Origin of the sequence: Microbaculum marinum (assembly GCF_037855135.1) — a bacterium.
GTDB classification, from domain to species: Bacteria; Pseudomonadota; Alphaproteobacteria; order Rhizobiales; family Tepidamorphaceae; genus Microbaculum; species Microbaculum marinum.
In genome coordinates, this window is record NZ_JAZHOF010000005.1 from 398,285 (window position 1) to 423,537 (window position 25,253).

Annotated in this window: 22 protein-coding genes and 1 pseudogene; 21 read left to right on the plus strand and 2 right to left on the minus strand. The window is 66.4% G+C overall.

What is annotated here, in order from left to right; genetic code table 11:
* The first annotated feature begins 69 nt into the window (after window positions 1-69).
* On the plus strand, window positions 70-1,641 hold the full coding sequence (murJ, locus tag V3328_RS14575) for a murein biosynthesis integral membrane protein MurJ (RefSeq protein ID WP_340330402.1): 1,572 nt from the start codon (window positions 70-72) through the stop codon (window positions 1,639-1,641).
* 79 nt (window positions 1,642-1,720) lie between these two features.
* The gene (trpS, locus tag V3328_RS14580; RefSeq protein WP_340330403.1) at window positions 1,721-2,767 is read left to right on the plus strand and encodes a tryptophan--tRNA ligase; all 1,047 of its coding nucleotides are present in this window, start codon (window positions 1,721-1,723) and stop codon (window positions 2,765-2,767) included.
* A 112-nt stretch (window positions 2,768-2,879) separates the two neighbouring features.
* Here trpS and V3328_RS14585 read toward each other — a convergent pair whose 3' ends face one another.
* Both V3328_RS14585 and V3328_RS14590 read right to left on the minus strand, forming a co-directional pair.
* The gene (locus V3328_RS14585; protein WP_340330404.1) at window positions 2,880-4,805 is read right to left on the minus strand and encodes an NHL repeat-containing protein; all 1,926 of its coding nucleotides are present in this window, start codon (window positions 4,803-4,805) and stop codon (window positions 2,880-2,882) included.
* 147 nt (window positions 4,806-4,952) lie between these two features.
* Window positions 4,953-6,002, minus strand: coding sequence for a PQQ-dependent sugar dehydrogenase (locus tag V3328_RS14590; protein WP_340330405.1), 1,050 nt, complete (start codon window positions 6,000-6,002; stop codon window positions 4,953-4,955).
* 305 nt (window positions 6,003-6,307) lie between these two features.
* Between V3328_RS14590 and V3328_RS14595 the strand changes: the two genes are divergently transcribed.
* The 19 genes and pseudogenes from V3328_RS14595 to infB all read left to right on the plus strand — a co-directional run bounded on the left by V3328_RS14595 (window position 6,308) and on the right by infB (window position 25,239).
* Window positions 6,308-6,802, plus strand: a complete 495-nt coding sequence (locus tag V3328_RS14595) for a universal stress protein (RefSeq protein WP_340330406.1) — start codon at window positions 6,308-6,310, stop codon at window positions 6,800-6,802.
* Between the two features lie 170 nt (window positions 6,803-6,972).
* Complete coding sequence (locus V3328_RS14600; protein WP_340330407.1) at window positions 6,973-7,533, plus strand: NifU family protein; 561 nt, start codon at window positions 6,973-6,975, stop codon at window positions 7,531-7,533.
* Between the two features lie 133 nt (window positions 7,534-7,666).
* A pseudogene (gene tsaB, locus V3328_RS26585) lies at window positions 7,667-8,155 on the plus strand (tRNA (adenosine(37)-N6)-threonylcarbamoyltransferase complex dimerization subunit type 1 TsaB); the annotation flags it as partial.
* A 190-nt stretch (window positions 8,156-8,345) separates the two neighbouring features.
* Window positions 8,346-8,837: a GNAT family N-acetyltransferase gene (locus tag V3328_RS14605; RefSeq protein ID WP_340330408.1), complete on the plus strand. Its 492-nt coding sequence runs from the start codon at window positions 8,346-8,348 to the stop codon at window positions 8,835-8,837.
* Between the two features lie 90 nt (window positions 8,838-8,927).
* Window positions 8,928-9,356, plus strand: a complete 429-nt coding sequence (locus tag V3328_RS14610) for a Fur family transcriptional regulator (protein ID WP_340330409.1) — start codon at window positions 8,928-8,930, stop codon at window positions 9,354-9,356.
* A 15-nt stretch (window positions 9,357-9,371) separates the two neighbouring features.
* Window positions 9,372-10,262, plus strand: coding sequence for a lyso-ornithine lipid O-acyltransferase (gene olsA, locus V3328_RS14615; protein ID WP_340330410.1), 891 nt, complete (start codon window positions 9,372-9,374; stop codon window positions 10,260-10,262).
* 127 nt (window positions 10,263-10,389) lie between these two features.
* A complete protein-coding gene (gene miaB, locus V3328_RS14620) occupies window positions 10,390-11,781 on the plus strand; it encodes a tRNA (N6-isopentenyl adenosine(37)-C2)-methylthiotransferase MiaB (protein ID WP_340330411.1) in 1,392 nt (463 codons plus the stop codon).
* A 20-nt stretch (window positions 11,782-11,801) separates the two neighbouring features.
* The gene (locus tag V3328_RS14625) at window positions 11,802-12,815 is read left to right on the plus strand and encodes a PhoH family protein (RefSeq protein ID WP_340330454.1); all 1,014 of its coding nucleotides are present in this window, start codon (window positions 11,802-11,804) and stop codon (window positions 12,813-12,815) included.
* Window positions 12,805-13,311: an rRNA maturation RNase YbeY gene (ybeY, locus tag V3328_RS14630; protein WP_340330412.1), complete on the plus strand. Its 507-nt coding sequence runs from the start codon at window positions 12,805-12,807 to the stop codon at window positions 13,309-13,311. Before V3328_RS14625 ends, ybeY begins: the two co-directional genes overlap by 11 nt.
* Before the next feature lie 226 nt (window positions 13,312-13,537).
* Complete coding sequence (locus V3328_RS14635; protein WP_340330413.1) at window positions 13,538-14,440, plus strand: hemolysin family protein; 903 nt, start codon at window positions 13,538-13,540, stop codon at window positions 14,438-14,440.
* Window positions 14,441-14,458: 18 nt separating this feature from the next.
* A complete protein-coding gene (gene lnt, locus V3328_RS14640) occupies window positions 14,459-16,042 on the plus strand; it encodes an apolipoprotein N-acyltransferase (protein WP_378758897.1) in 1,584 nt (527 codons plus the stop codon).
* 190 nt (window positions 16,043-16,232) lie between these two features.
* The gene (locus V3328_RS14645; protein ID WP_340330415.1) at window positions 16,233-16,637 is read left to right on the plus strand and encodes a helix-turn-helix domain-containing protein; all 405 of its coding nucleotides are present in this window, start codon (window positions 16,233-16,235) and stop codon (window positions 16,635-16,637) included.
* Between the two features lie 140 nt (window positions 16,638-16,777).
* Entirely contained in the window at window positions 16,778-17,947 is a 1,170-nt protein-coding gene (gene metK / locus V3328_RS14650) for a methionine adenosyltransferase (RefSeq protein WP_340330416.1), read from the plus strand.
* Complete coding sequence (gene trmB / locus V3328_RS14655) at window positions 17,940-18,641, plus strand: tRNA (guanine(46)-N(7))-methyltransferase TrmB (protein ID WP_340330417.1); 702 nt, start codon at window positions 17,940-17,942, stop codon at window positions 18,639-18,641. The genes metK and trmB overlap by 8 nt, the downstream gene beginning before the upstream one ends.
* A gap of 95 nt (window positions 18,642-18,736) precedes the next feature.
* The gene (locus V3328_RS14660) at window positions 18,737-19,237 is read left to right on the plus strand and encodes a hypothetical protein (protein WP_340330418.1); all 501 of its coding nucleotides are present in this window, start codon (window positions 18,737-18,739) and stop codon (window positions 19,235-19,237) included.
* A 403-nt stretch (window positions 19,238-19,640) separates the two neighbouring features.
* Window positions 19,641-20,267, plus strand: coding sequence for a ribosome maturation factor RimP (gene rimP, locus V3328_RS14665; RefSeq protein WP_340330419.1), 627 nt, complete (start codon window positions 19,641-19,643; stop codon window positions 20,265-20,267).
* A 25-nt stretch (window positions 20,268-20,292) separates the two neighbouring features.
* Entirely contained in the window at window positions 20,293-21,933 is a 1,641-nt protein-coding gene (gene nusA, locus V3328_RS14670; RefSeq protein ID WP_340330420.1) for a transcription termination factor NusA, read from the plus strand.
* Complete coding sequence (locus V3328_RS14675) at window positions 21,878-22,654, plus strand: RNA-binding protein (protein ID WP_340330421.1); 777 nt, start codon at window positions 21,878-21,880, stop codon at window positions 22,652-22,654. Before nusA ends, V3328_RS14675 begins: the two co-directional genes overlap by 56 nt.
* On the plus strand, window positions 22,651-25,239 hold the full coding sequence (gene infB / locus V3328_RS14680; protein WP_340330422.1) for a translation initiation factor IF-2: 2,589 nt from the start codon (window positions 22,651-22,653) through the stop codon (window positions 25,237-25,239). Before V3328_RS14675 ends, infB begins: the two co-directional genes overlap by 4 nt.
* Window positions 25,240-25,253 lie beyond the last annotated feature (14 nt).

Here is a 25,253-nt window from a genome sequence, read left to right on the forward strand (position 1 = left end):
CCCGTCCCTTTGGGATAGGTTCCGTCGCTTCGCCGGGCCCGGACCGGTCTCATCCTGACGGAACCACGCATGTCCCTGCTCAAGCACTTTGCGACCGTATCCAGCGGCACGGCGACCAGCCGCGTGCTCGGCTTCGTGCGGGACGTGCTGATGGCGGCAGGGCTGGGGGCGGGCCCTGTGGCCGACGCATTCCTCGTGGCGTTCCGGTTTCCCAACATGTTCCGTCGGATCTTCGCCGAAGGCGCCTTCAATTCGGCGTTCGTGCCGCTGTTCGCCAAGTCGCTGGAAGGCGACGGCGCGAAAACGGCCCGCCGATTCGCCGAGGAGGCGCTGTCGGGCCTGGTGTTCGTACTGCTGCTGCTCACGGCGTTCGCGGAAATCGCGACCGTGCCTCTCACCTGGATACTGGCACCCGGATTCACCGAGGACCCGGCCAAGTTCGACCTCACGGTCCTGCTGACGCGAATCTGCTTTCCCTATCTGCTGTTCGTGTCGGTGGTGGCGCTGCTGTCGGGCGTCCTCAATGCGCTGGGACGGTTCGCGGTCGCGGCATTTTCCTCGGCGTTCCTCAATCTGATCCTGATCGCCGTGCTGCTCGCCATCGCCTTCTTCGGGCTCGAGGGGACGCCGCGGGCGGGCATCTGGCTTGCCTGGGGCGTCTTCGTCGCGGGTATCGTGCAGCTTCTCATCCTGCTGCTTGCCTGTCGCCACGCCGGAATGGGGCTTGCGTTCGTGCGGCCGAGGATGACGCCGGGGGTGCGGAGGCTGCTGGCGCTCGGCATACCGGCGGTGGTCACCGGTGGTATCACCCAGATCAACATCATGGTGGGGACCATCATCGCCTCGATGCAGGCCGGCGCGGTGGCTTATCTTTACTATGCGGATCGCGTCTACCAGCTCCCCCTCGGGATCGTCGGAACGGCTATCGGCATCGTGCTGTTGCCGGAACTGGCACGGCGCCTGCGCGCCGGCGACCACGAGGGCGTGCATCAGGCGCAGAACCGCGCGTTCGAGTTCACCATCGCGCTGACGCTGCCGGCGGCCTGCGCGCTCGCGGTGATTTCCGCGCCGATCATGCGCGGCCTGTTCGAACGTGGCGCGTTCGACGAAACCGACACCTACGCCACGGCCGGCGCCCTCGCCGCCTACGCCGTAGGTCTTCCCGCCTTCGTGCTGGCCAAGGTGTTCTCACCGGCGTTCTTCGCCCGCGAGGATACCCGCACCCCGATGTGGTACGCCGGCGCCAACGCGGCGACCAATATCGTCCTTTCGCTGGCCATGTTTCCGTTCCTGAAGCAGGTCGGCATCGCGCTGGCGACCAGCATCGCCGGCTGGCTGTTTGCCGGCCTGCTGGCGCATCGCCTCTGGCGCGACGGCAATTTCGTGCCGGATCAGCGGCTCAGGGTGCGGGGGGTGAAGGCGATCATCGCCTCTGCGATCATGTCCGCGGTGCTGATACTGGGCAACTGGCTGCTGGCTCCCTACACCGGCCCTTCCCGCGAATTCGCCAATGTGGCGGTCCTTGCCGCGCTGGTGATGGCCGGCATCCTCACATACGGAGTGGCCGCGTTCTTCCTCGGCGTCATGACCCGCAAGGAGGTCGTCCGGGCGTTTTCGCGTCCGAAGTCCCCCGCCGCTTGAATCCCGCGACCCTATCGGCCATAAGGCGCCGGCATTTCCGGCTTTGCACGAGACCGGCCTTCACGAGACAGGAAGCGACATGACGGCGTTCCCGCAGCGCGTGTTCTCAGGCGTCCAGCCGACAGGCAACCTGCACCTTGGCAACTATCTGGGCGCAATCACCCGGTTCGTTGCCCTGCAGGACGACTATGACTGCATCTATTGCGTGGTCGACATGCACGCCATCACGCAGGCCGTGTCGGTGTGGGGCGGGCCCGAGGAACTGACCAAGAGCACCCGGGAGGTCACCGCCGCGTTCATCGCCTCCGGGATCGATCCGGAGAAGCACATCGTCTTCAACCAGAGCCAGGTGGCCGAGCACGCGGAGCTCGCCTGGGTGTTCAACTGCGTCGCCCGCATGGGCTGGCTGAACCGGATGACCCAGTTCAAGGAGAAGGCCGGCAAGCATCGCGAGAACGCGTCGGTGGGCCTGTTCGCCTATCCGAACCTGATGGCGGCGGACATCCTGGTCTACCGCGCCACCCACGTGCCCGTCGGCGAGGACCAGAAGCAGCATCTCGAGCTGGCGCGCGACATCGCCCAGAAGTTCAATACCGACTTTGCGGACTCGATCCGGCGGGTCAGCGGCGAAGACGAGTTCTTCCCGCTGCCGGAACCGCTGATCCAGGGCCCGGCGACCCGGGTAATGAGCCTGCGCGACGGAACCAAGAAGATGTCGAAGTCCGATCCCTCCGACTATTCGCGGATCAACCTGACCGACGACGCCGACACGATCGCCCAGAAGATCCGCAAGGCGAAGACCGATCCGGAGCCGCTGCCCGGCGAGGAAGACGGTCTCGAGCCGCGGCCGGAGGCCGCCAATCTGGTCGGTATCTATGCGGCACTGGCCGACAGGTCCAAGGCCGACGTCCTGGCCGAGTTCGGCGGTGCGCAGTTTTCCACGTTCAAGACGGCCCTGGCCGACCTGTCGGTCGCCAAACTGGCGCCGATCGCCTCAGAGATGCGCCGCCTGAGGGACGACCCGGGCTATATCGATTCGGTTCTGGAGCGCGGTGCGGGCCAGGCCCGCGATATCGCGGGCCCGGTGATGCGGAACGTCAAGGACATCATCGGCTTCCTGCGCTGATCATCCTTGGGCTCATCCCGCTTGAGATGAGTCCTGCCGCCCGCCGAGGCGACCGGAACCGGATCGAGGACCCGGTTCCGGAGCGCGCCGCGGACGTTTCCGTCCGGGGACATCAGGGCCGCTGGGGCGGACCTATGACGGGTGCCTTGGTCGGCGCCCCCATGCCCACGAAGATCACGATCTGCTTGCCGCCGGGATTGGTCTGGATCGGTTCCAGCAGCCAGTTGTTGGTGACCCAGACGTTGCCGGAGGGGTCGACCTGGGCAACGGTGTTGCGGGTCAGGCCATCGAAGGCGTAGCCCGACTTAGGCGAGATCGGGTCGCCGGTCGTCTTGCCGGCCGGGCATGTATCCGGATTCGGGCCGCAGAAATGCGACAGTCTCTGGCCACCGAAATTCGAAACCCAGACGTTGTTGTCGCCGTCCAGGGAGATGCCCCAGGGTACGACCACGCCGCCGCCGGTGAACGACCCCTTCACCGATCCGTCAGGTCCGAACATGATGACCGATGCGTCCGCCTTGTTCGGCGCGTTGAGGCTTTCGCCGACATAGCAGGGAATGACGACGGCGCCCGAATTTGCCACCCAGACGTTGCCCTCGGCGTCGGCCACCACGCCCATCGGCCGCTTCAGGCCGCCGGCCCGGCGCTCGGACAGGAACAGCAGGTTGCCGTCGGAATCGAGCTTGGCGATGCGGTTGTTGCGGTTTCCGGCCGTCCAGACGTTGCCGGCCGAATCGGTCGTCACGTCGAACGGCTTGCGGATGCCGATGTCCGAATAATTCTCGGCGAGGCTCGGTTCGCCGCCGGGATAGACCACCAGGGAGTCGTTGCCGCAACTGGCCGTCCAGACGTTTCCTGCCTGATCCGACGCCATACCCTGCGGCCGCAGGATGTCGCCGTTGGTGAAGCCTTTCCTGTCAGGCGACAAGGGCTCGCCGTCCAGGTTGAACTTCGACAGGCTCCTGTCGCGCTGCTTTTCCTCGCAACCCTTGCCCTGAAATCCGAAGTTCGACACCCAGACCTTGTTGTCCCTGTCGATGATGGTTCCGTAGCCGACGCCGTAGAGGCCGCCGCCCTCGTAGGGCGCACCGGGATAATCCTTGCCGGACGGGTCGAAGCGCAGCAACTGCTGACCGCCGCAGGCGGTGTCGAACGGGCTTTCCGTGTAGACGTAGTTGTTGCCGACCCAGGCGTTGCCGTCGGCGTCGAAGGCGAAATTGCCGGGCCCGTCGAGTTCCATGCCATTGCCGACGAAGCGCAGCGCGAGGGTCCAGGTCTTGGGCGCCCCGGGCATCGTCGGCTGATAGAAGTCGACCTTCTCCGACAGCTTGAACAGCTTGCCGCGCCGGTGGCCCGGATTGCGGGCGATGTTGTGGACCGCCTGCAAGGTGTTGGAAGGCGTCCTGGCGCCGGGGGGAGTGGCGAGCTTGAACAACTTGTCGCAGCGGGCCGGGCCGACCGATCGGGCACAGGTCGCCAGCAAATTCGCCAGCGAGTTGAATTCGCCCATGGTCTGGGTCTCGGACCCGTTCGGAGCGGTGGCAAGTACCTCACCCATCTCGCCCGTCTCGATGTCGACCATATTGCCCATCATCGCGAAGGCGTTCTTGGGTCCCGGCGCCACCCCGGCAATCCTGCGGCCGTTGAGGAACTGGTTGAAGGCATAGGCCGTGGCAATGGTGGTGTATTCGTTGATCGTGACCGGTCCCGGTCCACCGTTGGTTCCCAGGACGGTCGCAAACCGGATCGGGCCCCTTGGCTTGCCCTTGACGCCGAAGGCCGTCGCCCCGCCCTCCGACACCAGGTACAGGAGGGCGCCATCCGGCGCGTCATGGCTGATCGAGAAAGTACCGGCCGCATTCGTCCTGTCGCGGCCAAGCAGCATCGCATCCGAACTGCCGTCGCCGGCCTGATAGAGCAGGACGCGCGCTCCCTGCACGGAAGCTCCTGCGCTGACGACCCGGCCGGCCTGTTCGGCAGCAAATGCGGGTGTCGCCGTCAGCGCGCCGGCGACCGCCATCGCCGCCAGGGCCGACATGCGGCAGTTGTTCGTTCGACGGATTCGCAAGTTGCGCATATCCCACCTGTTGGTCTGTTTGCAGTTGGACGGATCGGACCCTAACGCAGCGTCGCCTCCATTGCACGAACGCTAGAACGGCACCGTTAACGTCGCGTGACGGGGACGTCAGTCGGACGCATCGCCATCCACGGGTGCGAGCCGCAAAACCGCGCCATCGACCTGGGCGACGTAGACGCGTCCCTTCGGTCCGATGCCGAAGGAGGTAGGGAAGGCCACTGTCAGCCCGACCGGCTTGTCATCCCGGGCGCCTCGGCGGGGGATGAAGCTGCGAAGTTCGCCGAGGCAGAAGTCCGCATACAGATAGCGGCCGGCGAGATCCGGAAGCGTCGGATCGGTGACGACATAGCCTCCGGTGACCGAGCAGCCTCCGTCGTCGTGGCTGTAGACGAGTGCGGGAAATGTCACCGGGTCGGCGCCGGGACGGTCCGCGTCGAACACCGCCTTTCCCTCGTACTGGGGCCAGCCGAAGTTTGCCCCCGCGGCCCGCACCCTCCTCAGCGAATTGATCTCTTCCCACCGGGCCTGGCCGACGTCGGCGACGAAGATCTTGTTGCCGTGCAGGGAAAACCGCCAGGGATTGCGCAGACCGTAGGCGTAGATTTCGTCGAGGCCGGGTTTGCCGCGAAACGGATTGGATCGCGGAATCCGGTAGGGCCGCTTCCTGCCGGGCGTCGGATCGATCCGCAGGATCTTGCCGAGCAGCCGGTCGGTGCGTCTTGCGTTGTCCCTGGGATCGCCGGTTCCGCCGCCGTCGCCTGTCGAGATGTAGAGATAGCCGTCCGGGCCGAACTGCAGATGGCCGCCGTTGTGGTTGGGCGCATCGCGGTGCGGGACGGTCAGGATGTGCCTTCGGCTTGAACGGTCGGCGCGCCTGCCGGACCGGGCCGATCGCCGGAATTCCTCGATCTCGAGGTCGCCGGTCCGCGAGGTATAGGCGACGTAGAACCGGCCGGACCTGCCGTAGTCCGGGGCGAATGCCATCGACAACAGCCCCTGCTCGTTGCCGGCGTCGTCGTCGGGCGGCCCGAGGACCCGCTTGCTTATGTTGAGGAACGGGCGATCGAGCGGCGTCTCTTTGCGCAGGACGCGAATCGTGCCGCCCTGCTCGACGACGAACACGAGCTTCCTAAATCCCGGCGCGCCCGTGACGGACACCGGTCGTTCGAACGTACCGACCCGTATCGCCTGAAGGTCCTGCGCGGCAGCGTGATGCGGAATGCAGAGAAGCGCAATGGCGGCGGCCGCTGCCAAAGACGTTCGACGCGTGCCGTACGCCCTCCTCCCGCAGTACCATGCCATGGCGTACCTCCCGCAAGCGTGGTGTCGATGCACTTCCATACGGAAACATTTCCGCGACCGGATCAACCCGGGGGCGACGATCAGAGGCAGTGCGCCCTCGCAGGTGCCTGCTTGCCGCGTCAGGCCGGCGATGGCAGCATGCCGCCCGTGGGCGGAGGTACATGATCAGCATGCGACGCAGCGGCGAGCCCGGTCATCGGAGAAAGTTCCTGGTTGTCATCGACGAATCGCCGGAATGCGACCGGGCCGTCTATTTCGCCAGCCGGCGGGCGCAGAATACCGGCGGCAAGCTCGTCATGCTGTTCGTGATGGAGCCCGGCGATTTCCAGCACTGGCTCGGCGTCGAGAACATCATGCGCGCCGAGGCCCAGGACGAGGCGCGCAGGGTGCTGGGCGAATTCGCCGAGAAGGCCCGCAAGTGGGCGGATGTCGAGCCGGAACTGGTGATTCGCGAGGGAAACGCGGCCGAAGAGGTGCGTAACCTGATCAACGAGGACGAGGACATCGCGGTCCTCGCACTGGCTGCCGGAACCGGCAAGGAGGGGCCGGGCCCGCTCGTCAGTTCGATCGCCGCGCGGGCGGCGGGAGACTTCCCCGTCCCGATCACGATCGTGCCCGGATCGCTGTCCGACGAGGAAATCCAGGCGGTTTCCTGATACGAGGTCCATTCGGCGGCAAACGGCCTACTGGATGGTAGAAATCCTCTGATCCGAGTACAATTCGCTGGTCTGCCGCCCTATATTGGGCTGCAGACGGGCCGCGCCCGCGATACGGAATTCCAACATCGGAGCCGCAGCGAAGGGCCCGATGCCTGAAAGGGTCAGACATGTTCATCCAGACCGAAGCGACGCCGAATCCGGCTACCCTCAAGTTCATTCCCGGCCGGCCGGTGCTCCCGGGCGATACACTGGACATCCGGACTCCGGAAGATGCCGCGGCATCTCCGCTTGCCCGCCGCCTGTTCGGCGTGCAGGGCGTCAGCGGCGTCTTCTACGGTGCCGACTTCATCGCCGTGACCAAGGAAGACGGCGAATGGCAGCATCTCAAGCCGGCAATTCTCGGCGCCATCATGGAGCACTACATGTCCGGCGAGCCGCTGCTTGCCGGGAACGATCTTTCGACGGAGGAGGCCGGCAGCGAATTCTTCGACGAAGCCGACGCGCCGACCGTTGCGACCATCAAGGAACTGATCGACACCCGGGTTCGCCCGGCCGTCGCCCATGACGGCGGCGACATCGTGTTCCAGGGCTACCGTGAAGGCGTGGTGTTCCTGCACATGCGCGGCGCCTGCTCGGGGTGTCCGAGTTCGACGGCGACCCTGAAACACGGAATCGAGAACCTGCTGCGGCATTTCGTGCCCGACGTTCAGGAAGTCCGTCCGGTCTGACCGGCTGCACGGGTCGGCCCGGGCCGCACCGGAACGCCGTCCGGATCGGCGTTCCGGTCTTCCATCGGACGCAAAAGCCGAATAGACGGCACTGCGATCTTGCGCGTGTCAGTTCCGGGGCATTGGCCGAGCCATGACAATCCTTGCCGTCGATACGGCGCTGTCGGCCTGTTCCGTCGGGATCCTCCAGGATGACCGTTCCACCGCCGTCAGCGAGGCAATGGCGCGGGGCCATGCGGAAGCGCTGATGCCTATGCTCGACCGGGTGCTCGGCGAAGCGGGGGTAAGCTACGGCGACATCGACCGATTCGCCGTGACGGTCGGGCCGGGAACCTTCACCGGCGTGCGCGTCGGTGTTGCCGCGGTGCGCGGACTGTCGCTGGTGACGGGCAAACCGGCCATTGCCGTAACGACTCTCGAAGGTCTTGCCGAAACGGCCCGCGCGCGAGCGGATGCTCTTGCCGGTCCTCTGCTCGTTGCGGTGGATGCCCGGCGCGAAGAAGTCTACGCGCAGGTGTTCGGCGCCGGCGGGGCGCTGAGCGAACCGATGGTGATCGGCCTGGAATCCCTCCTGATTCGCCTGCCGGTCGAAGTCGACGCGGTATTCGGATCGGCGGCCGAGGCCGTTGCCGCGGCCGCCGCCACTCACGGCCGCGAGATTGCGGTCCTGGGGGGGGGGGCGCGGATTCCGCGCCCGATCCGCTGGCGATCGCGCGCATCGCCGCGACGCGCCCGGCGGGGTCCGCACCGAAGCCGCTCTACCTGCGGCCGCCGGACGCCAAGCCGCAGGACGGTGCGAGGCTGGCGCGAAGATGAGCGACATGCCGGGCGCCCCCGGCCTCCTGCGGGCAGGCATGATCGCCCCGATGCAGGCCGAACAGGCGCGCGCCGCCGCCGCGCTGCACGCCGAAACGATGGACGATCCCTGGAACGAAGCGGCGTGGTCCGGCTTCATCGCCGATTCGACCGTCATCGCCCTGTGCGCGATTGCCTCGGACCGGCTCCTGGCAGTCTCGCTGCTACGGGCGGTTGCTGGCGAAGCGGAAGTCCTGACCATTGCCGTCGAGAGCGCCGCCCGCAATCGCGGTATCGGAGCTTTGCTGCTTTCCGAAGGACTTGCCGAGGCCGTGCGGCGGGGCGCCGAATCGGCGTTTCTCGAAGTCGCGGTGGACAATGCCGCCGCCTTCGCCCTCTATCGCCGGGCCGGATTCGTTGAGATCGGCCGTCGATCCGGCTATTACCGGCGACCGGCGGGACGAAACGGTGCCGCGGTCGACGCGCTGCGCATGGCGTGCCGGCTGTAGGTGCCGGCCGTCTCGCGGCCGATGCGACGAGGTTCCGATTCTGCGTGTGTCGGACTAGATTGGAGGGGGCTCGCAGACTCGCGAGAAGAGATGACGGACGAATCCACCTTCATCGAAGACCAGTGCCAGACGCGCGGCATGCGGATGACGGAGCAGCGCCGCGTGATCGCACGCGTTCTGTCGCAGGCCGTCGACCACCCCGATGTCGAAGAGCTGTACAAGCGCGCTTCGGCGATCGATCCCAAGATCTCCATCTCCACGGTGTATCGCACCGTAAAGCTGTTGGAAGACGCCGGAATCGTCACCCGTCTCGAATTCGGCGATGGCCGGTCGCGCTATGAACAGGTGCCGGAGACCCATCACGACCACCTCATCGACGTGAAGAGCGGCAAGGTCATCGAGTTCCGGGACGAGGAGATCGAACGCCTGCAGGAGGCGATCGCCCGCAAGTACGGCTTCAGGCTGGTCGACCATCGGCTCGAGCTGTTCGGCGTCCCGCTCGGCGACGACGAACGCTGAGACCGGGATCCGCCCATGGGAACACTCCGCGCCGTCTTCATCCTTCTCGTCATCGGCGTCGTCACGCCGCCGCTGATGGTGCTGCAGATGATCTTCCTGGCCACCGGCGCGTCGGCGGCCAGGACGCTTCCGGTCTGGTGGCACAGGTTCGTGTGCCGGATGCTCGGGGTGAGGCTGACCGTCGAAGGGAAGATGTCGCCGGCGCGGCCGCTGCTGATCGCCGCCAATCACGTTTCGTGGCTCGACATCAACGTGCTTGCCTCGATCGCACCCCTGTCCTTCATCGCCAAGAGCGAAGTCGCGACCTGGCCCGTCTTCGGCTGGCTGGCGAAACTGCAGCGTTCGGTCTTCGTCGACCGCAGTCGCCGCACCCGGACCAGGCACGTCAACAACGCCATTGCCGGCCGGCTCGCCGCAGGCGACGTGATGGTGCTGTTTGCCGAAGGCACCTCGAGCGACGGAAATCGGGTTCTGCCGTTCCGATCCGCCCTTCTAGGGGCGGCCCACGAACTGGCCCGCCTGGAGGACGACGACGGCAAGCCGGCCGGCCGCGAATGCTCCGCTGCCATCCACGTACAGCCTGTGGCGCTGATCTACACGCGGCTCAACGGGCTTCCGATGGGTCGACAGCATCGACCGATCGTCGCCTGGCATGGCGACATCGATCTTGGACCTCATCTCTGGCGGCTGCTGCAAGCCGGGTCGATCGATGTTACCGTCGCGTTCGGGGAACCGATCGCGCTGGTCGATTCCGCCGGCCGCAAATCCGTCGCCGTCGCGGCCGAACGCTCCGTACGCGGCATGGCGCAGAAGACGCTGGCCGGCCGCGGCGCCACATGGGGAGTGGCGGATGCAGCGGCGGGACACCTGTCCGCGACACTTCCCGCGCGCGCCGAAACAGGGTAAGGAAGGCGCAATATCGCCCGCCGGCGCGCAACCATTGCGGGACTCACGAGCGCGCAATGCATCCGGCGCAACGTGTTTGGACGCGAATGAAACCGGCATCGACTTTGAACAGGTTCCACGCTCAGGCATGACGGCTTCCCTCAAGAAGCTTTTCGTCAAGACGTTCGGCTGCCAGATGAACGTCTACGATTCCGGCCGCATGGTAGATGCGCTGGCCGGGGAGGGCTACGAGACGACCGAGCGGCTCGACGAAGCCGATCTGGTCATCCTCAATACCTGCCACATCCGCGAGAAGGCCGCCGAGAAGGTCTACTCGGAGATCGGTCGCATTCGCGCCGTCAAGGAAGCCCGCCGCAGTGATGGCAAGCAGACGCTGATCGGTGTCGCCGGGTGCGTCGCGCAGGCGGAGGGCGAGGAGATCGTCCGGCGTGCCCCCGCCGTCGATCTGGTGGTGGGGCCGCAGAGCTATCACCGGCTGCCGGATATCCTGCGCCGCGCCCAACAGGGATCAGTGGTCGAGACCGAGTTTCCGGTCGAGGACAAGTTCGACCATCTGCCCGGCGTCACGACGGGAAGGTTGCGGAAGGCCGGTCCGACAGCCTTCCTGACCATCCAGGAAGGCTGCGACAAGTTCTGCACTTTCTGCGTGGTGCCCTACACCCGCGGCGCCGAAGTGTCCCGCCCCGTCGAGGCGATCCTCGCGGAGGCGAGCGCACTGGCGGAGGCGGGCATGCGCGAGGTGACGCTGCTCGGACAGAACGTCAACGCCTATCACGGCGAGGATCGGGCGGGACGCGAGTATGGCCTGGCCGATCTGATCAGGGCCCTCGCGGCCATCGACGGTCTCGAACGCATCCGCTACACGACGAGCCATCCCCGCGACATGGACGACGCGCTGATCGCGGCCCACCGGGACATTCCCGAGTTGATGCCCTACCTGCACCTGCCGGTGCAGTCGGGGTCGGATCGTATCCTTGCGGCGATGAACCGTCGACACACGCGCGACGACTATCTCGGCCTGATTGACCGCATTCGCGAGGCCCGCCCCAACATCGCGATGTCGGGCGACTTTATCGTCGGGTTTCCCGGCGAGACCGACGCAGATTTCGAGGACACCCTGCGGATCGTCCGAGAAGTCGGCTACGCCCACGCCTTTTCGTTCAAGTACAGTCCACGGCCCGGAACGCCGGCGGCAGGTCTCGGAGCCCAGGTCCCCGAAGCCGTGATGAAGGCGCGCCTCGCCGCCCTTCAGGCGGTGATCGAGGACGGGCAGCGTGCGTTCAACTCGGCGACCGTCGGACGGAGCTTCGACGTGCTTCTCGAAAAGCCCGGCCGCAAGCCCGGACAGCTCGTCGGCCGATCGCCCTACCTGCAATCGGTCAACGTCGATGCCCCCGCGCACCTGCGCGGAGAAATCGTGGGGGTCCGCATCACCTCGGCCGGACCCAACAGCCTGTTCGGCGAAATGACCGCTGTGCGGGGGGACGACGCCCTTGCCAGGATGGAGGCGGTGTCTTGACGGACGCGCCGGTCGGCCGCATGCCCCGTGTTGCTGCCTCCGAACGCGTCCTGACTTTCGAGGACAATCGCCTCGCCAGCGACCTCTACGGCCAGTACGACCAGAACCTGGCACTGATCGAACAGCGTCTCGGGGTCGAGGCAAGTGCCCGCGGCAACCACGTCACGTTGCGCGGCACCCCGGAAGCCTGCGCTGATGCCGCCGATGTGCTCGACAGCCTCTACCAGCGGCTGATGCGCGGCCAGCAGATCTCGCTGGGCGACGTTGACGGCGCGATCCGGGTGGCAACGGCGCTGCCGGACCACCAGGACAACCTGCCCGGCCTGTCGGCCCTGGCCCAGGTTTCCACCCGCAAGCGCACGGTCACCGCCCGCACGCCCCGCCAGGATCTCTACCTGCGCGCGCTTGCCGAGAAGGACCTGGTGTTTGCCATCGGTCCGGCCGGCACCGGGAAGACCTACCTCGCCGTCGCCTTCGCCGCCTCGATGCTGGAGCGCGGCCAGGTCGACCGGCTCATCCTGTCGCGGCCCGCCGTCGAGGCCGGCGAGCGGCTCGGCTTTCTGCCGGGCGACATGCGCGAGAAGGTCGATCCCTATCTTCGACCGCTCTACGACGCGCTCTATGACATGATGCCGTCGGAGAAGGTCGAGCGGGGCCTGCAGAGCAGCACATTCGAGATCGCGCCTCTCGCCTTCATGCGCGGCCGCACCCTGTCGCATTCCGTTGTCATCCTCGACGAGGCCCAGAACTGCACGCCGATGCAGATGAAGATGTTCCTGACCCGGCTTGGCGACGGATCGAAGATGATCGTCACCGGCGACCCGAGCCAGGTCGACCTGCCGCCCGGCCAGAAATCGGGCCTGACCGAGGCAACCCGGCTGCTTGCCGGCGTCGAAGGCATCGCTCAGGTTGCCTTCGGCGATGCCGACGTCGTCCGCAATCCGCTGGTCCAGCGCATCGTGCAGGCCTACGACGCTGCCGAGCGCAACGCCGCGCCGGGGGGCGTCGCCGGAGGCCCCGACAGTGGATCCTGACGCTCCCTTACGTATCGAACTTGTCGAGGAGGCGGGGGACTGGCACCGGTTCGATCCGGCTGCCCGGATTGCAGCGGTGTCTGCAGCCCTTCCGAGATTCGTGGAGGAGGCATCGGGGGAGGTTACGCTCGTCCTTGCCGACGATGCGCTTGTATGCGATCTCAATCGGCGCTTTCGCGGCAAGGACAGGCCGACCAATGTCCTGTCTTTTCCTGCCGGCGATGCGGTTCCGGCTGGACATTTGCCGATCAATACTCATCTAGGCGATGTCGTGCTTGCCGCGGAGACGCTGGCGCGCGAGGCGGAGGCCGAGAACAAGACGCACGGAGACCATTTCAGTCATCTCGTGGTACACGGAATTCTTCATTTGATGGGCTATGATCATGAAACTGACGAGCAGGCCGCTGCGATGGAATCGCTGGAAACGGCAATCCTCGCCGACCTTGGCATAGCCGATCCCTACGCCGACGCGGTGCTTGACGCCGGCGATCACTGACCAGATCCTCATGCTTCAGACCATGCCCGAAGACCCCTCATCCAGGCCAGAAGAGCCTCCCAGTTCCACCGACGGCGGCCGGTCGTCGACCAGACCCTCCGCAATCCGCCGGCTGACAAGCCTCTTTGCACCGAAACGGTCTTCTTCGCTCAGGGAAAGTCTCGCAGGCGCGCTCGACGATGCCGCCGGAATTGCCAGCGACCCGTTTTCCGCCAAGGAACGGTCGATGCTGCGCAACGTGCTGGGCCTTCGGGATCTGCGCGTCGACGACGTCATGGTGCCGCGCGCCGACATCGACGCCGTCGAGATCAATGTCTGCATCGCCGACCTGATCAAGGAGTTCCGGGAGGCGGGTCATTCGCGCCTGCCGGTCTACCGCGATACGCTCGACGAGCCCGCCGGGATGGTCCACATCAAGGACCTGCTCGGCTGGATGACCGCCCGGTCGCTGCTCGACGAGACGGAGGTCGCGAAACGCCGCAGCGCGCCTGGCGGCCTCGATTTCCGCCGCGTACCGCTGAAGATGTCGCTTGCCGAAACCGGGCTGGTGCGGCCGGTGCTCTACGTGCCGCCGTCGATGCCCGCCGTCGACCTGCTCGTGAAGATGCAGGCCACCCGCATCCACCTTGCCATCATCGTCGACGAGTACGGCGGCACCGACGGGCTGGCCTCGATCGAGGATCTCGTCGAGGAAATCGTCGGCGAGATCGAGGACGAGCACGACGAGGAATCCGCGCCGATGATGATCCCCACCGATGACGGGGGCTTCATCGCCGATGCGCGGGCGCCGCTGGAGGAGGTCGTGCAGATCCTCGGCGAGGAACTTGAAATAGGCGATCTGGTCGAGGACATCGACACGCTCGGCGGCCTCGTCTTCAACCGCGCCGGACACGTGCCGGTGCGCGGCGAACTGGTGCAGTTCCCCGGTGGCTACGAATTCGAGATTCTCGATGCGGATCCGCGCCGAATAAAGCGCGTGCGCATTCACCGCCGCAACGGCTCCACGCCCCGCGGCGGTCGCCGCGAGCGGGCAACCGAAAAATCCGAGACCGCATCTCCCGAATCCGCTACATCCGGATCAGGCGTGCCGGAGCCGGATCGCGAACCCGACCGAACGGACGCCGCCTGACCGCAGCGGAGCAATCGCCTGTCCGTGCTTGATCCGATCGCCAGCCGCATCGCCGGCTCGCGGGGCTGGCGGCGAGCGGCCCTGGCGTTCAGCGCCGGGGCGATCTCGGCGCTGGCGATGCCGCCGTTCGATGTCTTCCCGGTCCTGTTCCTGACGTTTTCCGTGTTCGTCTGGCTGATCGACGGCGCTGTCGGCAGCGGCTGGCGAGCCCGCTACGGCGCCGCAGCCGTGACCGGCTGGTGCTTCGGGTTCGGCTATTTCCTGGCCGGCCTGTGGTGGGTCGGGTCGGCGTTCCTGGTCGATGCGGACATCTTCGGCTGGATGATGCCGATCGCCATCCTCGTCCTGCCGGCCGGCCTGGCCCTGTTCACGGCCGCGGCGGCCGTGCTGGCGCGGACGGTGTGGAGCGGCGGGCCGCGCCGGATCTTCGCGTTCGCGTTGGCGATCACGCTCAGCGAACTTGCCCGCGGCCACGTGCTGAGCGGGTTCCCGTGGAATTCCTACGGCTACGCCCTGACGACAAGTCCCGTGATGATGCAGTCGGCGGCGCTGTTCGGTATCGAAGGTCTCACGGCGATTGCCGCCCTCGTGTTCGCCAGTCCCGCAGCCCTGTCGGGCCGCGGGGCACCGCGCGCCCGCCTGGCGCTCCCGGTTCTGGCGGCCTGCATCCTTGCCGGTCTCGCCGGGTTCGGGGCCCTTCGGCTCTCCAGTGCCCACATCGGGATGGTTGAGGGCCTCGACCTGCGCATCGTGCAGCCGTCGATCCCCCAGGCGGAGAAATGGCGGCCGGAGAACCGCAACCGGATCTTCAGCGACTACCTGGACCTGAGCGACGGGGACGCTTCGGCGGACGCCGAGGGTCCCGACCTGCTGATCTGGCCGGAATCGGCTCTGCCCTTCGTGTTCGACAGCGAGCCCAATGCCCTGCCGGCGATCGCCGCGCTGCTGCAGCCGGGAACGACCCTGGTGACGGGCATGGAGCGTATCGAGCGCGATCCGCAGAACCGCAACGACTACCGGATCTACAACTCGGTGATGGTCATCGACGAGGCGGGCGAGATCCGGGACATCTACGACAAGGCCTGGCTGGTACCCTTCGGCGAATTCCTGCCGATGCAGAACCTGCTGGAAGCCCTCGGACTGCAGCAACTCACCCGTATCGTCGGCGGCTTCACGCCGGGACCGGGCCCGACCACGCTGAGCGTCCCGGGGGTGCCGGCCTTCGTGCCCGTTGTCTGCTACGAGGCGATCTTTTCCGGCGCCTTCGTAACTCCCGACAATCGGCCGGGCTGGATTCTCAACGTCACCAACGACGGCTGGTTCGGCGACAGCCCGGGGCCGTGGCAGCATTTCCGACAGGCGCGGATGCGTGCCGTCGAGGAAGGACTGCCGCTTGTGCGGGCCGCCAATACCGGCATATCCGCCGTGATCGATCCCTATGGCCGCATCGTCGAGCGGCTGGACCTCGGCGTCCGCGGCGTCATCGATTCCGGCCTGCCCCAGGCGATCGCACCGACACCGTTCAGCACGTTTGGGACCTGGGTCCTCCTCGCCATAGTTGCGTTGTTAATGATCGGTGCGGTAGAACGTAAATCCGGCTAACAATCTACGCGCTAGTTCATTATGCTGGACACGCATACGTACCCTTCTTCCAATTGGTACAAGGAGGCTTCGGAATAGAGGACAAATGCGCTAGCTTGACGATCAATAACCGTGTCCCCCAACGAATGGCGACACTCATCCCAACCTTGGCGAAGGCGAACCCGTCGCGCCGACTCAAAGACAAGATCCAATGAATCGCAAGGCACCCAACCCGATTGATGTACATGTCGGTAGCCGCGTCCGTCTGCGCCGCGTGCTTATCAACATGAGCCAGGAAAAGCTGGGCGAGCAGCTCGGCATCACGTTCCAGCAAGTCCAGAAGTACGAGAAGGGCACGAACCGCGTGGGAGCGAGCCGACTGTACCGGATATCGCAGGTCCTCGGCGTTCCCGTGTCCTTCTTCTTCGAGGACCTCGTCGGGGAGGGACAGTCCGACTCCGGTTTCGCCGAGACCCAGTCGGAACGTTACGTCGTCGATTTCATCTCCAGCGCCGAAGGCCTCCAGCTCAACAAGGCATTCCTGCGCATCTCCGAGCCGAAGGTTCGTCGCAAGATCGTCGAACTCGTCCAGGCGATCTCGAGCGACAACGACTGAAAACCCGCCTTTGATCACGTGCGCCGGCCGTCGCGGCGCCGCTTGACGGGTTGCATGGGGGCTGTCAAAACCCAGCCGGTTTCGGAGGCTGTCGTCTCCGGGATCGCTTTCTGACACCTGAATCGAGGAGCCCGTCGGCCGTGGCACGCAGCGAATACCTCTTCACCAGCGAATCCGTGTCCGAGGGCCATCCCGACAAGGTGTGCGACCGGATCTCGGACGCGATCGTCGACGCCTATCTCGCGGCTCAGCCGGATTCCCGGGTCGCCGTCGAGACGATGGTCACCACCAACAGGATCGTGCTTGCCGGCGAGGTGCGCGGCCCCTCGACGATCACCCACAGCCACCTGGAGGAGATCGCCCGGTCCGCCGTCAGGCAGATCGGCTATCAGCAGAAGGGTTTTCATTGGCGCGACGCCGCTGTCGAGGTCTACGTCCACCAGCAGTCCGCCGACATCGCCATGGGTGTCGATGCGGCCGGCAACAAGGACGAGGGCGCCGGCGACCAGGGCATCATGTTCGGCTATGCCTGCCGCGACACGCCGGCGCTGATGCCCGCTCCGATCTACTACGCCCACAACATTCTCAAGGCGATGGCCGAGGCACGCCACTCCGGGGCGCAGCCCGGGCTCGAGCCGGACGCCAAGAGCCAGGTCACGCTGCGCTACGAAAACGGCAGACCGGTCGGGGCGGCGTCGGTCGTGGTGTCGACCCAGCACGCCGAGAACCTGTCGACCGACGAAGTGCGCGAGATCGTGCGGCCGTACGTCCTCGATGTGCTGCCGGAGGGCTGGATGTGCCCGGAGGACGAGTTTTATGTCAATCCCACGGGGCGGTTCGTCATCGGCGGGCCCGACGGCGACTGCGGGCTGACAGGCCGCAAGATCATCGTCGACACCTATGGCGGCGCGGCCCCGCACGGCGGCGGCGCCTTTTCCGGCAAGGATCCGACGAAAGTCGACCGCTCCGCCGCCTATGCCTGCCGCTACCTTGCCAAGAACGTCGTCGCCGCGAACCTGGCAAGCCGCTGCACCATCCAGATCTCCTACGCCATCGGCGTCTCCAAGCCGTTGTCGCTCTATGTCGATCTGCACGGCACCGGCGAGGTTGACGAAGCGAAGCTGGAGTCGGTGCTGTCGGAGACCGTGAACCTGTCCCCGCGCGGCATCCGCGAGCATCTGAAGCTGTCCCGGCCGATCTATGCGCGAACCGCGGCCTACGGTCATTTCGGCCGCGAACCGGAGGCGGACGGCGGATTTTCCTGGGAAAAGACCGACCTGGTCGACACGCTCAAGAGCGCTTTTGCCTGAAGCTCCCGAGACCGGCGACAGGAGGCGGCTGCTCTACGGACGCCACAAGGGCCATCGTCTCCGGCAGCGGCAGGCGACGCTTGTCGATGAGACGTTGCCCAAACTGCGCCTGCGGCTCGATGCGCCATGTCCCGATGACCTGACGCGCCTGTTCGACGTGCCGGTCGAACGGGTCGAGATGGAAATCGGCTTCGGCGGGGGCGAGCATCTGGGTTTCCGCGCGGGCGAGAATCCGTGCACCGGCTTCATCGGCTGCGAGCCGTTCGTCAACGGCGTCGCAAAGCTTCTCGTCGAGATAGAAGAAAGGGCGCTCCGGAACGTGCGCGTCCATGACGACGACGCCCGCCAGGTGCTCGACTGGCTGCCGGATGCCTCGCTCGACCGGATCTGGCTGCTCTACCCCGATCCGTGGCCGAAGCGGCGCCACCGCAAGCGTCGCTTCCTCTCGCCGGAAAACCTCGATGTTCTGGCCCGGGTCATGAAACCGGGTGCCGACCTGCGCTTCGCGACCGACATCGACGACTATGCCGACCGAAGCCTCAGACTGCTGGCGGATCGCACCGATTTCGAATGGACCGCACGCCGCGCCGACGACTGGCGGAGACCATGGCAGCCCTGGCCGGGAACGAGGTACGAAGCCAAGGCCGCCCGCGCGGGAAGGACCCCCTGCTATCTGACGTTCCGGCGCCTCTGATCCGCGGCGGGCTGATGCCGCGCCGCCGAACAGATCAATGGCGCAGTGCAAAATTGAAGCGTATCCTGTGACGTCTTTCCGCAGGGGTACACGCTATGGTCCTCGGTCTGTCGATATCCGCATTCACCACGCTGCATGTCCTTCTGAGCCTCGTCGGCATCGCTTCGGGTCTGGTCGCGGTCGCTGCCATGATCTCGAGACGCTCCTCGCCCGGGTGGACGGCGTTGTTCCTGACCACGACTCTTCTGACGACGCTGACCGGCTTCCTCTTCCCGATCAGTGTGCTGACGCCCGCCCTCATCGTCGGCCTTGTCTCACTGGCCCTGCTGATCGCGGCGCTGCTGGCGCTCTACGCATTCCACTCGCGCGGGGCGTGGCGGTGGATCTTTGTCGTGACGGCCGTTGCGGCGCTCTACCTCAACGTCTTCGTGCTGATCGTTCAGGCCTTCCAGAAGATCGGATTCCTGAACGCGCTGGCGCCGACGCAGTCCGAGCCGCCGTTCCTCGTCGCGCAGGCCGCCGCGCTGCTGGCGTTTCTGATTGCCGGATACCTCGCAGCGGTCCGCATTCCGCCGAGAGGACTTCCCGCAGTCTGAGCGCGACCCGAGAGGGTCGCCGTAGCGGCACCCCGCCAGGACCGGAAAAGCGCTCGCGAAAACCGCCGGGCCTTGATTGCAGGCATTGCAGCCGGAAGCGCCGGGCGGCGGAGTCGTGCCGGCGCCACGGTGTTTCGTTGCGCCTTCGTCGTTGCTGCTGCCCGCGGCGCTTCCGCCGGCATCCTGTCGGGAGTCTCCGATTCCTGCGAGCGGGATCGAGTACCGCCATCGGCAGGATCACGCGCAGGCGCCGCGAAAGCCGTTGGCTGCCCTTGCGTTTGATGGGCGGCAAGTATATCTAGGCATGAAATTCCTTCTCATGACGTCTGTGACTGATTGAGAGTGGGTCCCCCGGGCCCGCTCCGCTAGCCGTTACAGCGATCATGAAGGCCGAAGAGAGTGCATGCAGTCAGCTGAGCCGAACCGTACCGGCATCGATCCGGCAGAGACCGAACCGCGTATCGTGCGCGAGACGGGGGTTGCCGCTCGCGTCGCCGCGATCGCCGAGCCGGTGGCCCAGGATCTCGGCTTCCTGCTCGTACGCGTTCGTGTCAGCGGCCGCGACGGCTGCACGGTCCAGGTGATGGCCGAACGGCCGAACGGCGAGATGTCCATCGACGACTGCGCCGACCTGTCGCGCGCCCTCTCGCCGGCGCTCGACGTCGAGGATCCGATCGATCGGGCCTATCACCTTGAAGTGTCATCGCCGGGCATCGACCGCCCGCTGGTGCGGCGCTCGGACTTCGCCCGGTGGCAGGGTCACGAGGTGAAGATCGAAATGGCGGTGGCGCTCGAGGGACGCAAGCGTTTCCGCGGCCGGCTCGCCGGCGTCGATGGCGGCAACGCGCTTGTCGAGCTTTCCGACGGCGCCAAGCCGGGCGACGAAGCGGCAGCCCCGGCATCGATCCCGATGGACGACATAGCCGAAGCGCGGCTCATCCTGACGGACGAACTGATTGCCGAGGCGCTCAGAGCGGGCAAGGCGAGACTGAAAGACGATTTCAACGGCGGCGACGACGCGGCCGGGTGAACGGACAACAACGGAGACCTTCAAAATGGCGACGGCAGTCAGTGCCAACAGGCTCGAGCTTCTGCAGATCGCGGACGCGGTTGCGCGCGAAAAGGTAATCGATCGGCAGATCGTCATCACTGCCATGGAAGACGCCATCCAGAAGGCGGCCCGCTCGCGCTACGGCAGCGAGACCAACATCAAGGCCGAGATCAATTCGAAGACCGGCGAGATCAGGCTGGCGCGGCTGCGCCAGGTGGTCGAGCATATCGAGACGCCCGCCTCCGAGATCGCCATCGAGGAGGCGCGGGAACGCAATCCTGCCGCCCAGGTCGGCGACTTCATCTCCGAGCCGCTGCCGCCGCTCGATTTCGGTCGCATCGCCGCCCAGTCCGCCAAGCAGGTCATCGTCCAGAAGGTCCGTGAGGCCGAGCGCGAGCGCCAGTTCGACGAGTACAAGGATCGGATCGGCGAGATCGTCAACGGCGTCGTCAAGCGTGTCGAATACGGCAACGTCATCGTCGACCTCGGCCGTGCCGAGGCGATCATCCGGCGCGACGAACTGATCCCGCGCGAGATGTACCGGCCCGGCGACCGGGTGCGCGCCTATGTCTATGACGTGCGCTCCGAACAGCGCGGTCCGCAGATCTTCCTGTCGCGCACGCATCCGCAGCTGATGGCCAAGCTGTTTGCCCAGGAAGTGCCGGAAATCTACGACGGGATCATCGAGATCAAGTCGGTCGCCCGCGATCCGGGCTCCCGGGCAAAGATCGCGGTGATCTCCAGCGATTCCGCCATCGATCCCGTCGGCGCCTGCGTCGGCATGCGCGGCAGCCGGGTGCAGGCGGTCGTCAACGAGCTGCAGGGCGAGAAGATCGACATCATTCCCTGGTCGCCGGACGCGGCGAGTTTCATCGTCAACGCGCTGCAGCCGGCCGAAGTGGTCAAGGTCGTCCTCGACGAGGATGCCGAGCGCATCGAGGTCGTGGTGCCGGACGACCAGCTGTCGCTTGCCATCGGCAGGCGCGGCCAGAACGTCCGCCTCGCCTCGCAGCTCACCGGCTGGGATATCGACATCCTCACCGAGCAGGAGGAATCGGAACGCCGGCAGAAGGAGTTCGCCGAGCGCACCGACATGTTCATGGAGGCGCTCGACGTCGACGAGGTTGTCGGGCAGCTGCTGACCTCGGAGGGCTTCTCCTCCGTCGAGGAAGTGGCCTACGTGCCGATCGAGGAGGTTGCCGGCATCGAGGGCTTCGACGAGGAGACGGCAGAAGAGATCCAGCTGCGCGCCCGCGAGTACCTGCAGCGCCTCGAGGAAGAGCTGACCGTCAAGCGCCGCGAACTGGGCGTCGAGGACGCGATGTCGGAGATCCCGGGCATGACCACGGCAATGGCCGTGGCACTCGGCGAGAACGACGTCAAGACCGTCGAGGACCTCGCCGGCTGCGCCACCGACGACCTGGTCGGCTGGTTCGAGCGGGTCGATGGCGAGAGCAAGCGGTTCCCCGGATTCCTGGACGGGTTCGATCTGTCCCGCGAGGAGGCCGAAGCGATGGTCATGGCGGCCCGGCTGAAGGCCGGCTGGGTGACAGAGGAAGACCTCGCCGCTGCGCAAGCCGGCGACGAGGGTGACGAAGACGGCGAGACGGAAACCGAGGAGGGCACTTCTGCCGAATCCGCATGAGGCCTCAGGGGTCGTCGACCTCCCGGCCGAAGGCGCCGGATCCGCTCAGACCGATATCGACACCGATGCCGGCCCGGGCGATCGTGCGCCTATGCGCCGGTGCATCGTCACCCGGCAGTCGCGGCCCGTCGACGACCTGGTAAGGTTCGCCCGCGCACCGGACGGCGCCGTCGTTCCGGACCTGCGCGGACGGCTTCCCGGCCGGGGTGCGTGGGTCACCGCGAAACGCGATACTGTCGCCGAAGCGGCCCGCAGGAAGCTCTTCGGGCGGGCCTTCCGGGCCGACAGCCGGGCACCGGAGGATCTTGCCGAGACGGTGGGAATGCTGATCCGCAAGGCTGCGCTGCAGCGTCTCGGGCTGGAACGCAAGGCGGGGCGGCTGGCGGTCGGGTTCTCGGAGACGGATGCCCGTCTGCGGGCCGGCCGGGCGGCGATGGTGTTGCATGCCAGCGACGCAGCGCCCGACGGAGTTCGCAAGCTCGATCAGGCGGCGCATGCCGGCACGACCGCCGGCGGTGAGCCGCCCTATATCTGCCGCGCGTTCAACTCAGCCGAAATGAGTTTGGCGTTGGGGCGCGGGAATGTGATACATGCTGCCCTCGAGAAGGGTGGCGCCAGCGATGCGGTAATCGCGCGATGCCGCCGAGTTGAACGCTATTTCGGCGGAATCGAACCGGCGGAACGTGTGAAACCGGCCGAATTAGCAGGAAGGACCGAATGACCGACACGAAGCAGCCGGAGGACAAGACGCTCTCGCTCGGCGGGCGCAAGACGCTCAGCCTGCGCCGCACGGTCGAGTCGGGAACGGTGCGTCAGAATTTCCCGCGCGGGCGTTCCAAGCCTGTCCTGGTCGAGAAGAAGAAGCGCCGGACCATCAGCGGTCCCGGCGAGGCCGAACACGCGCCTGTGGCAGCGACGGTGGAGCCCGAGGCCGAGAAGCCGGAATCGAAGCCCGCGGCACAGCCGAAGCCGTCGGCCACGCCGGCCCGGCCGGCCGCGCCGGCGGATGCCGTCAAGCGCCCCGGCGTCGTGCTGCGCACCCTCACCGACGAGGAAAAGGGCGCCCGCGCGCAGGCTCTCGCCGAAGCCAAGGTGCGCGAGAAGGAAGAGCGCCGTTCCGCCGAGGAAGAGGCCAAGGCCCGTGCCCTCGAGGAAGAGCGCCTGGCCAAGGAGCGCGCTGCCGCCGCCGCCAGGCAGGCGGAAGAGGATGCTCGCCGGAAGGCGGAAGATGAGGCGAATTCGCGCGCCGAGGAATCTGTCGCCAAGAGGTCCGGCGACGCCGAAGCGCCGGCCGCTGCCCCTGTCTCCACGCCGTCGCGCCCCGCAGCCGAGAAGACCGCAACGGCGGACGACGACTCGCGCAACAAGCGCAAGCAGACGCCCGAGCAGAAGCCGGTGCGGCGCGGCGAGGAACGCCGTCGTGGCCGCCTGACGATCTCCAATGCGCTGGACGAGAACGAACGCAACCGGTCGCTTGCCGCGATGCGGCGCCGGCGCGAGCGCGACAAGCGCGCAGCGGGCCCGCGCGAGCCGGGCGAGAAAATCGTCCGGGAGGTCGTGCTGCCCGAGACGATCACGATCCAGGAACTCGCCAACCGCATGGCGGAGCGGGCGGTCGACGTCATCAAGCTTCTCATGCAGCAAGGGCAGATGCTGAAGATCACCGACGTGATCGACGCCGACACCGCTGAAATCGTGGCCGGCGAACTCGGCCACACGGTCAAGCGCGTCTCCGAATCCGACGTCGAGGAAGGCCTGCACGGCGAGACGGACGCGCCCGACACGCTGAAGCCGCGGCCTCCGGTCGTCACCATCATGGGCCACGTCGACCACGGCAAGACGTCGCTGCTCGATGCCATCCGGGAGGCCAACGTGGTCTCGGGCGAAGCCGGCGGCATCACCCAGCACATCGGTGCCTATCAGGCGAAGGCGCCCGACGGCGAGGTCATCACCTTCATCGACACGCCCGGCCACGCCGCGTTCACCTCGATGCGCGCGCGCGGCGCCAAGGTCACCGACATCGTCGTGCTGGTGGTGGCAGCCGACGACGGGGTCATGCCGCAGACGATCGAGGCGATCAATCATGCCCGCGCAGCCGGCGTTCCGATGATCGTGGCGATCAACAAGATCGACAAGCCGGACGCCGACCCGAGCCGGGTCCGCACCGACCTGCTGCGGCAGGAAATCGTGGTGGAATCGATGGGCGGCGACACGCTCGAGGTGGAGGTGTCCGCGCTCAAGCACACCAATCTCGACAAGCTGCTGGAAGGTATCCAGCTGCAGGCCGAGGTTCTCGAGCTCAAGGCCAATCCGGACCGTCCCGCCGAAGGCGTCGTCATCGAGGCGAAGCTGGACAAGGGCCGCGGCCCGGTCGCCACGGTGCTCGTCCAGCGCGGCACCCTGAATGTCGGCGACATCCTGGTATGCGGTGCGGAATCCGGACGCGTGCGTGCGCTGATCGACGATCACGGCAACAACGTGACGTCGGCGGGTCCGTCGACGCCGGTCGAGGTGCTCGGCCTGGACGGAACGCCGGAAGCCGGCGACCAGTTCGCCGTCGTCGATACCGAAGCCCGCGCCCGCGAGATCGGCAGCTATCGCCAGCGCAAGAAGCGCGAGAACGTCCATGCGCGAGGCCTTGGCGCCAAGACATCGCTCGAACAGATGATGTCGCAGCTCAAGGAGCAGGGGCTGAAGGAGTTCCCGCTGGTCCTGAAGTCCGACGTGCAGGGTTCGGCCGAGGCGATCGTTGCGGCCCTCGAGGCTCTCGGCACCGACGAAGTTGCCGCGCGGATCCTTGCGGCCGGCGTCGGTGGCATCACCGAATCCGACGTAACGCTGGCTGCCGCGTCGAACGGGGTCATCGTCGGGTTCAACGTGCGTGCCAACAAGCAGGCCCGCGAAGCCGCCGAGCGCGACGGCGTCGAGATCCGCTACTACAACGTCATCTACAACCTCGTCGACGACGTGAAGGCGGCGATGTCGGGCATGCTCTCGCCGGAACTGCGCGAGGAGATGCTGGGCAATGCCGAGATCCTGGAGGTGTTCAACATCACCAAGGTCGGCAAGGTGGCCGGCTGCCGCGTCACCGACGGTATCGTCCAGCGCGGCGCCAGCGTCCGCCTGATCCGCGACAACGTCGTCATCCACGAGGGCAAGCTGTCGACGCTGAAGCGCTTCAAGGACGAGGTCCGCGAGGTCAACGCCGGGCAGGAATGCGGCATGGCCTTCGAGAACTACCAGGACATGCGTCCCGGCGACGTCATCGAATGTTACAAGGTCGAGTCGATCCAGCGCACGCTGTGACCGCTCTCGATTAG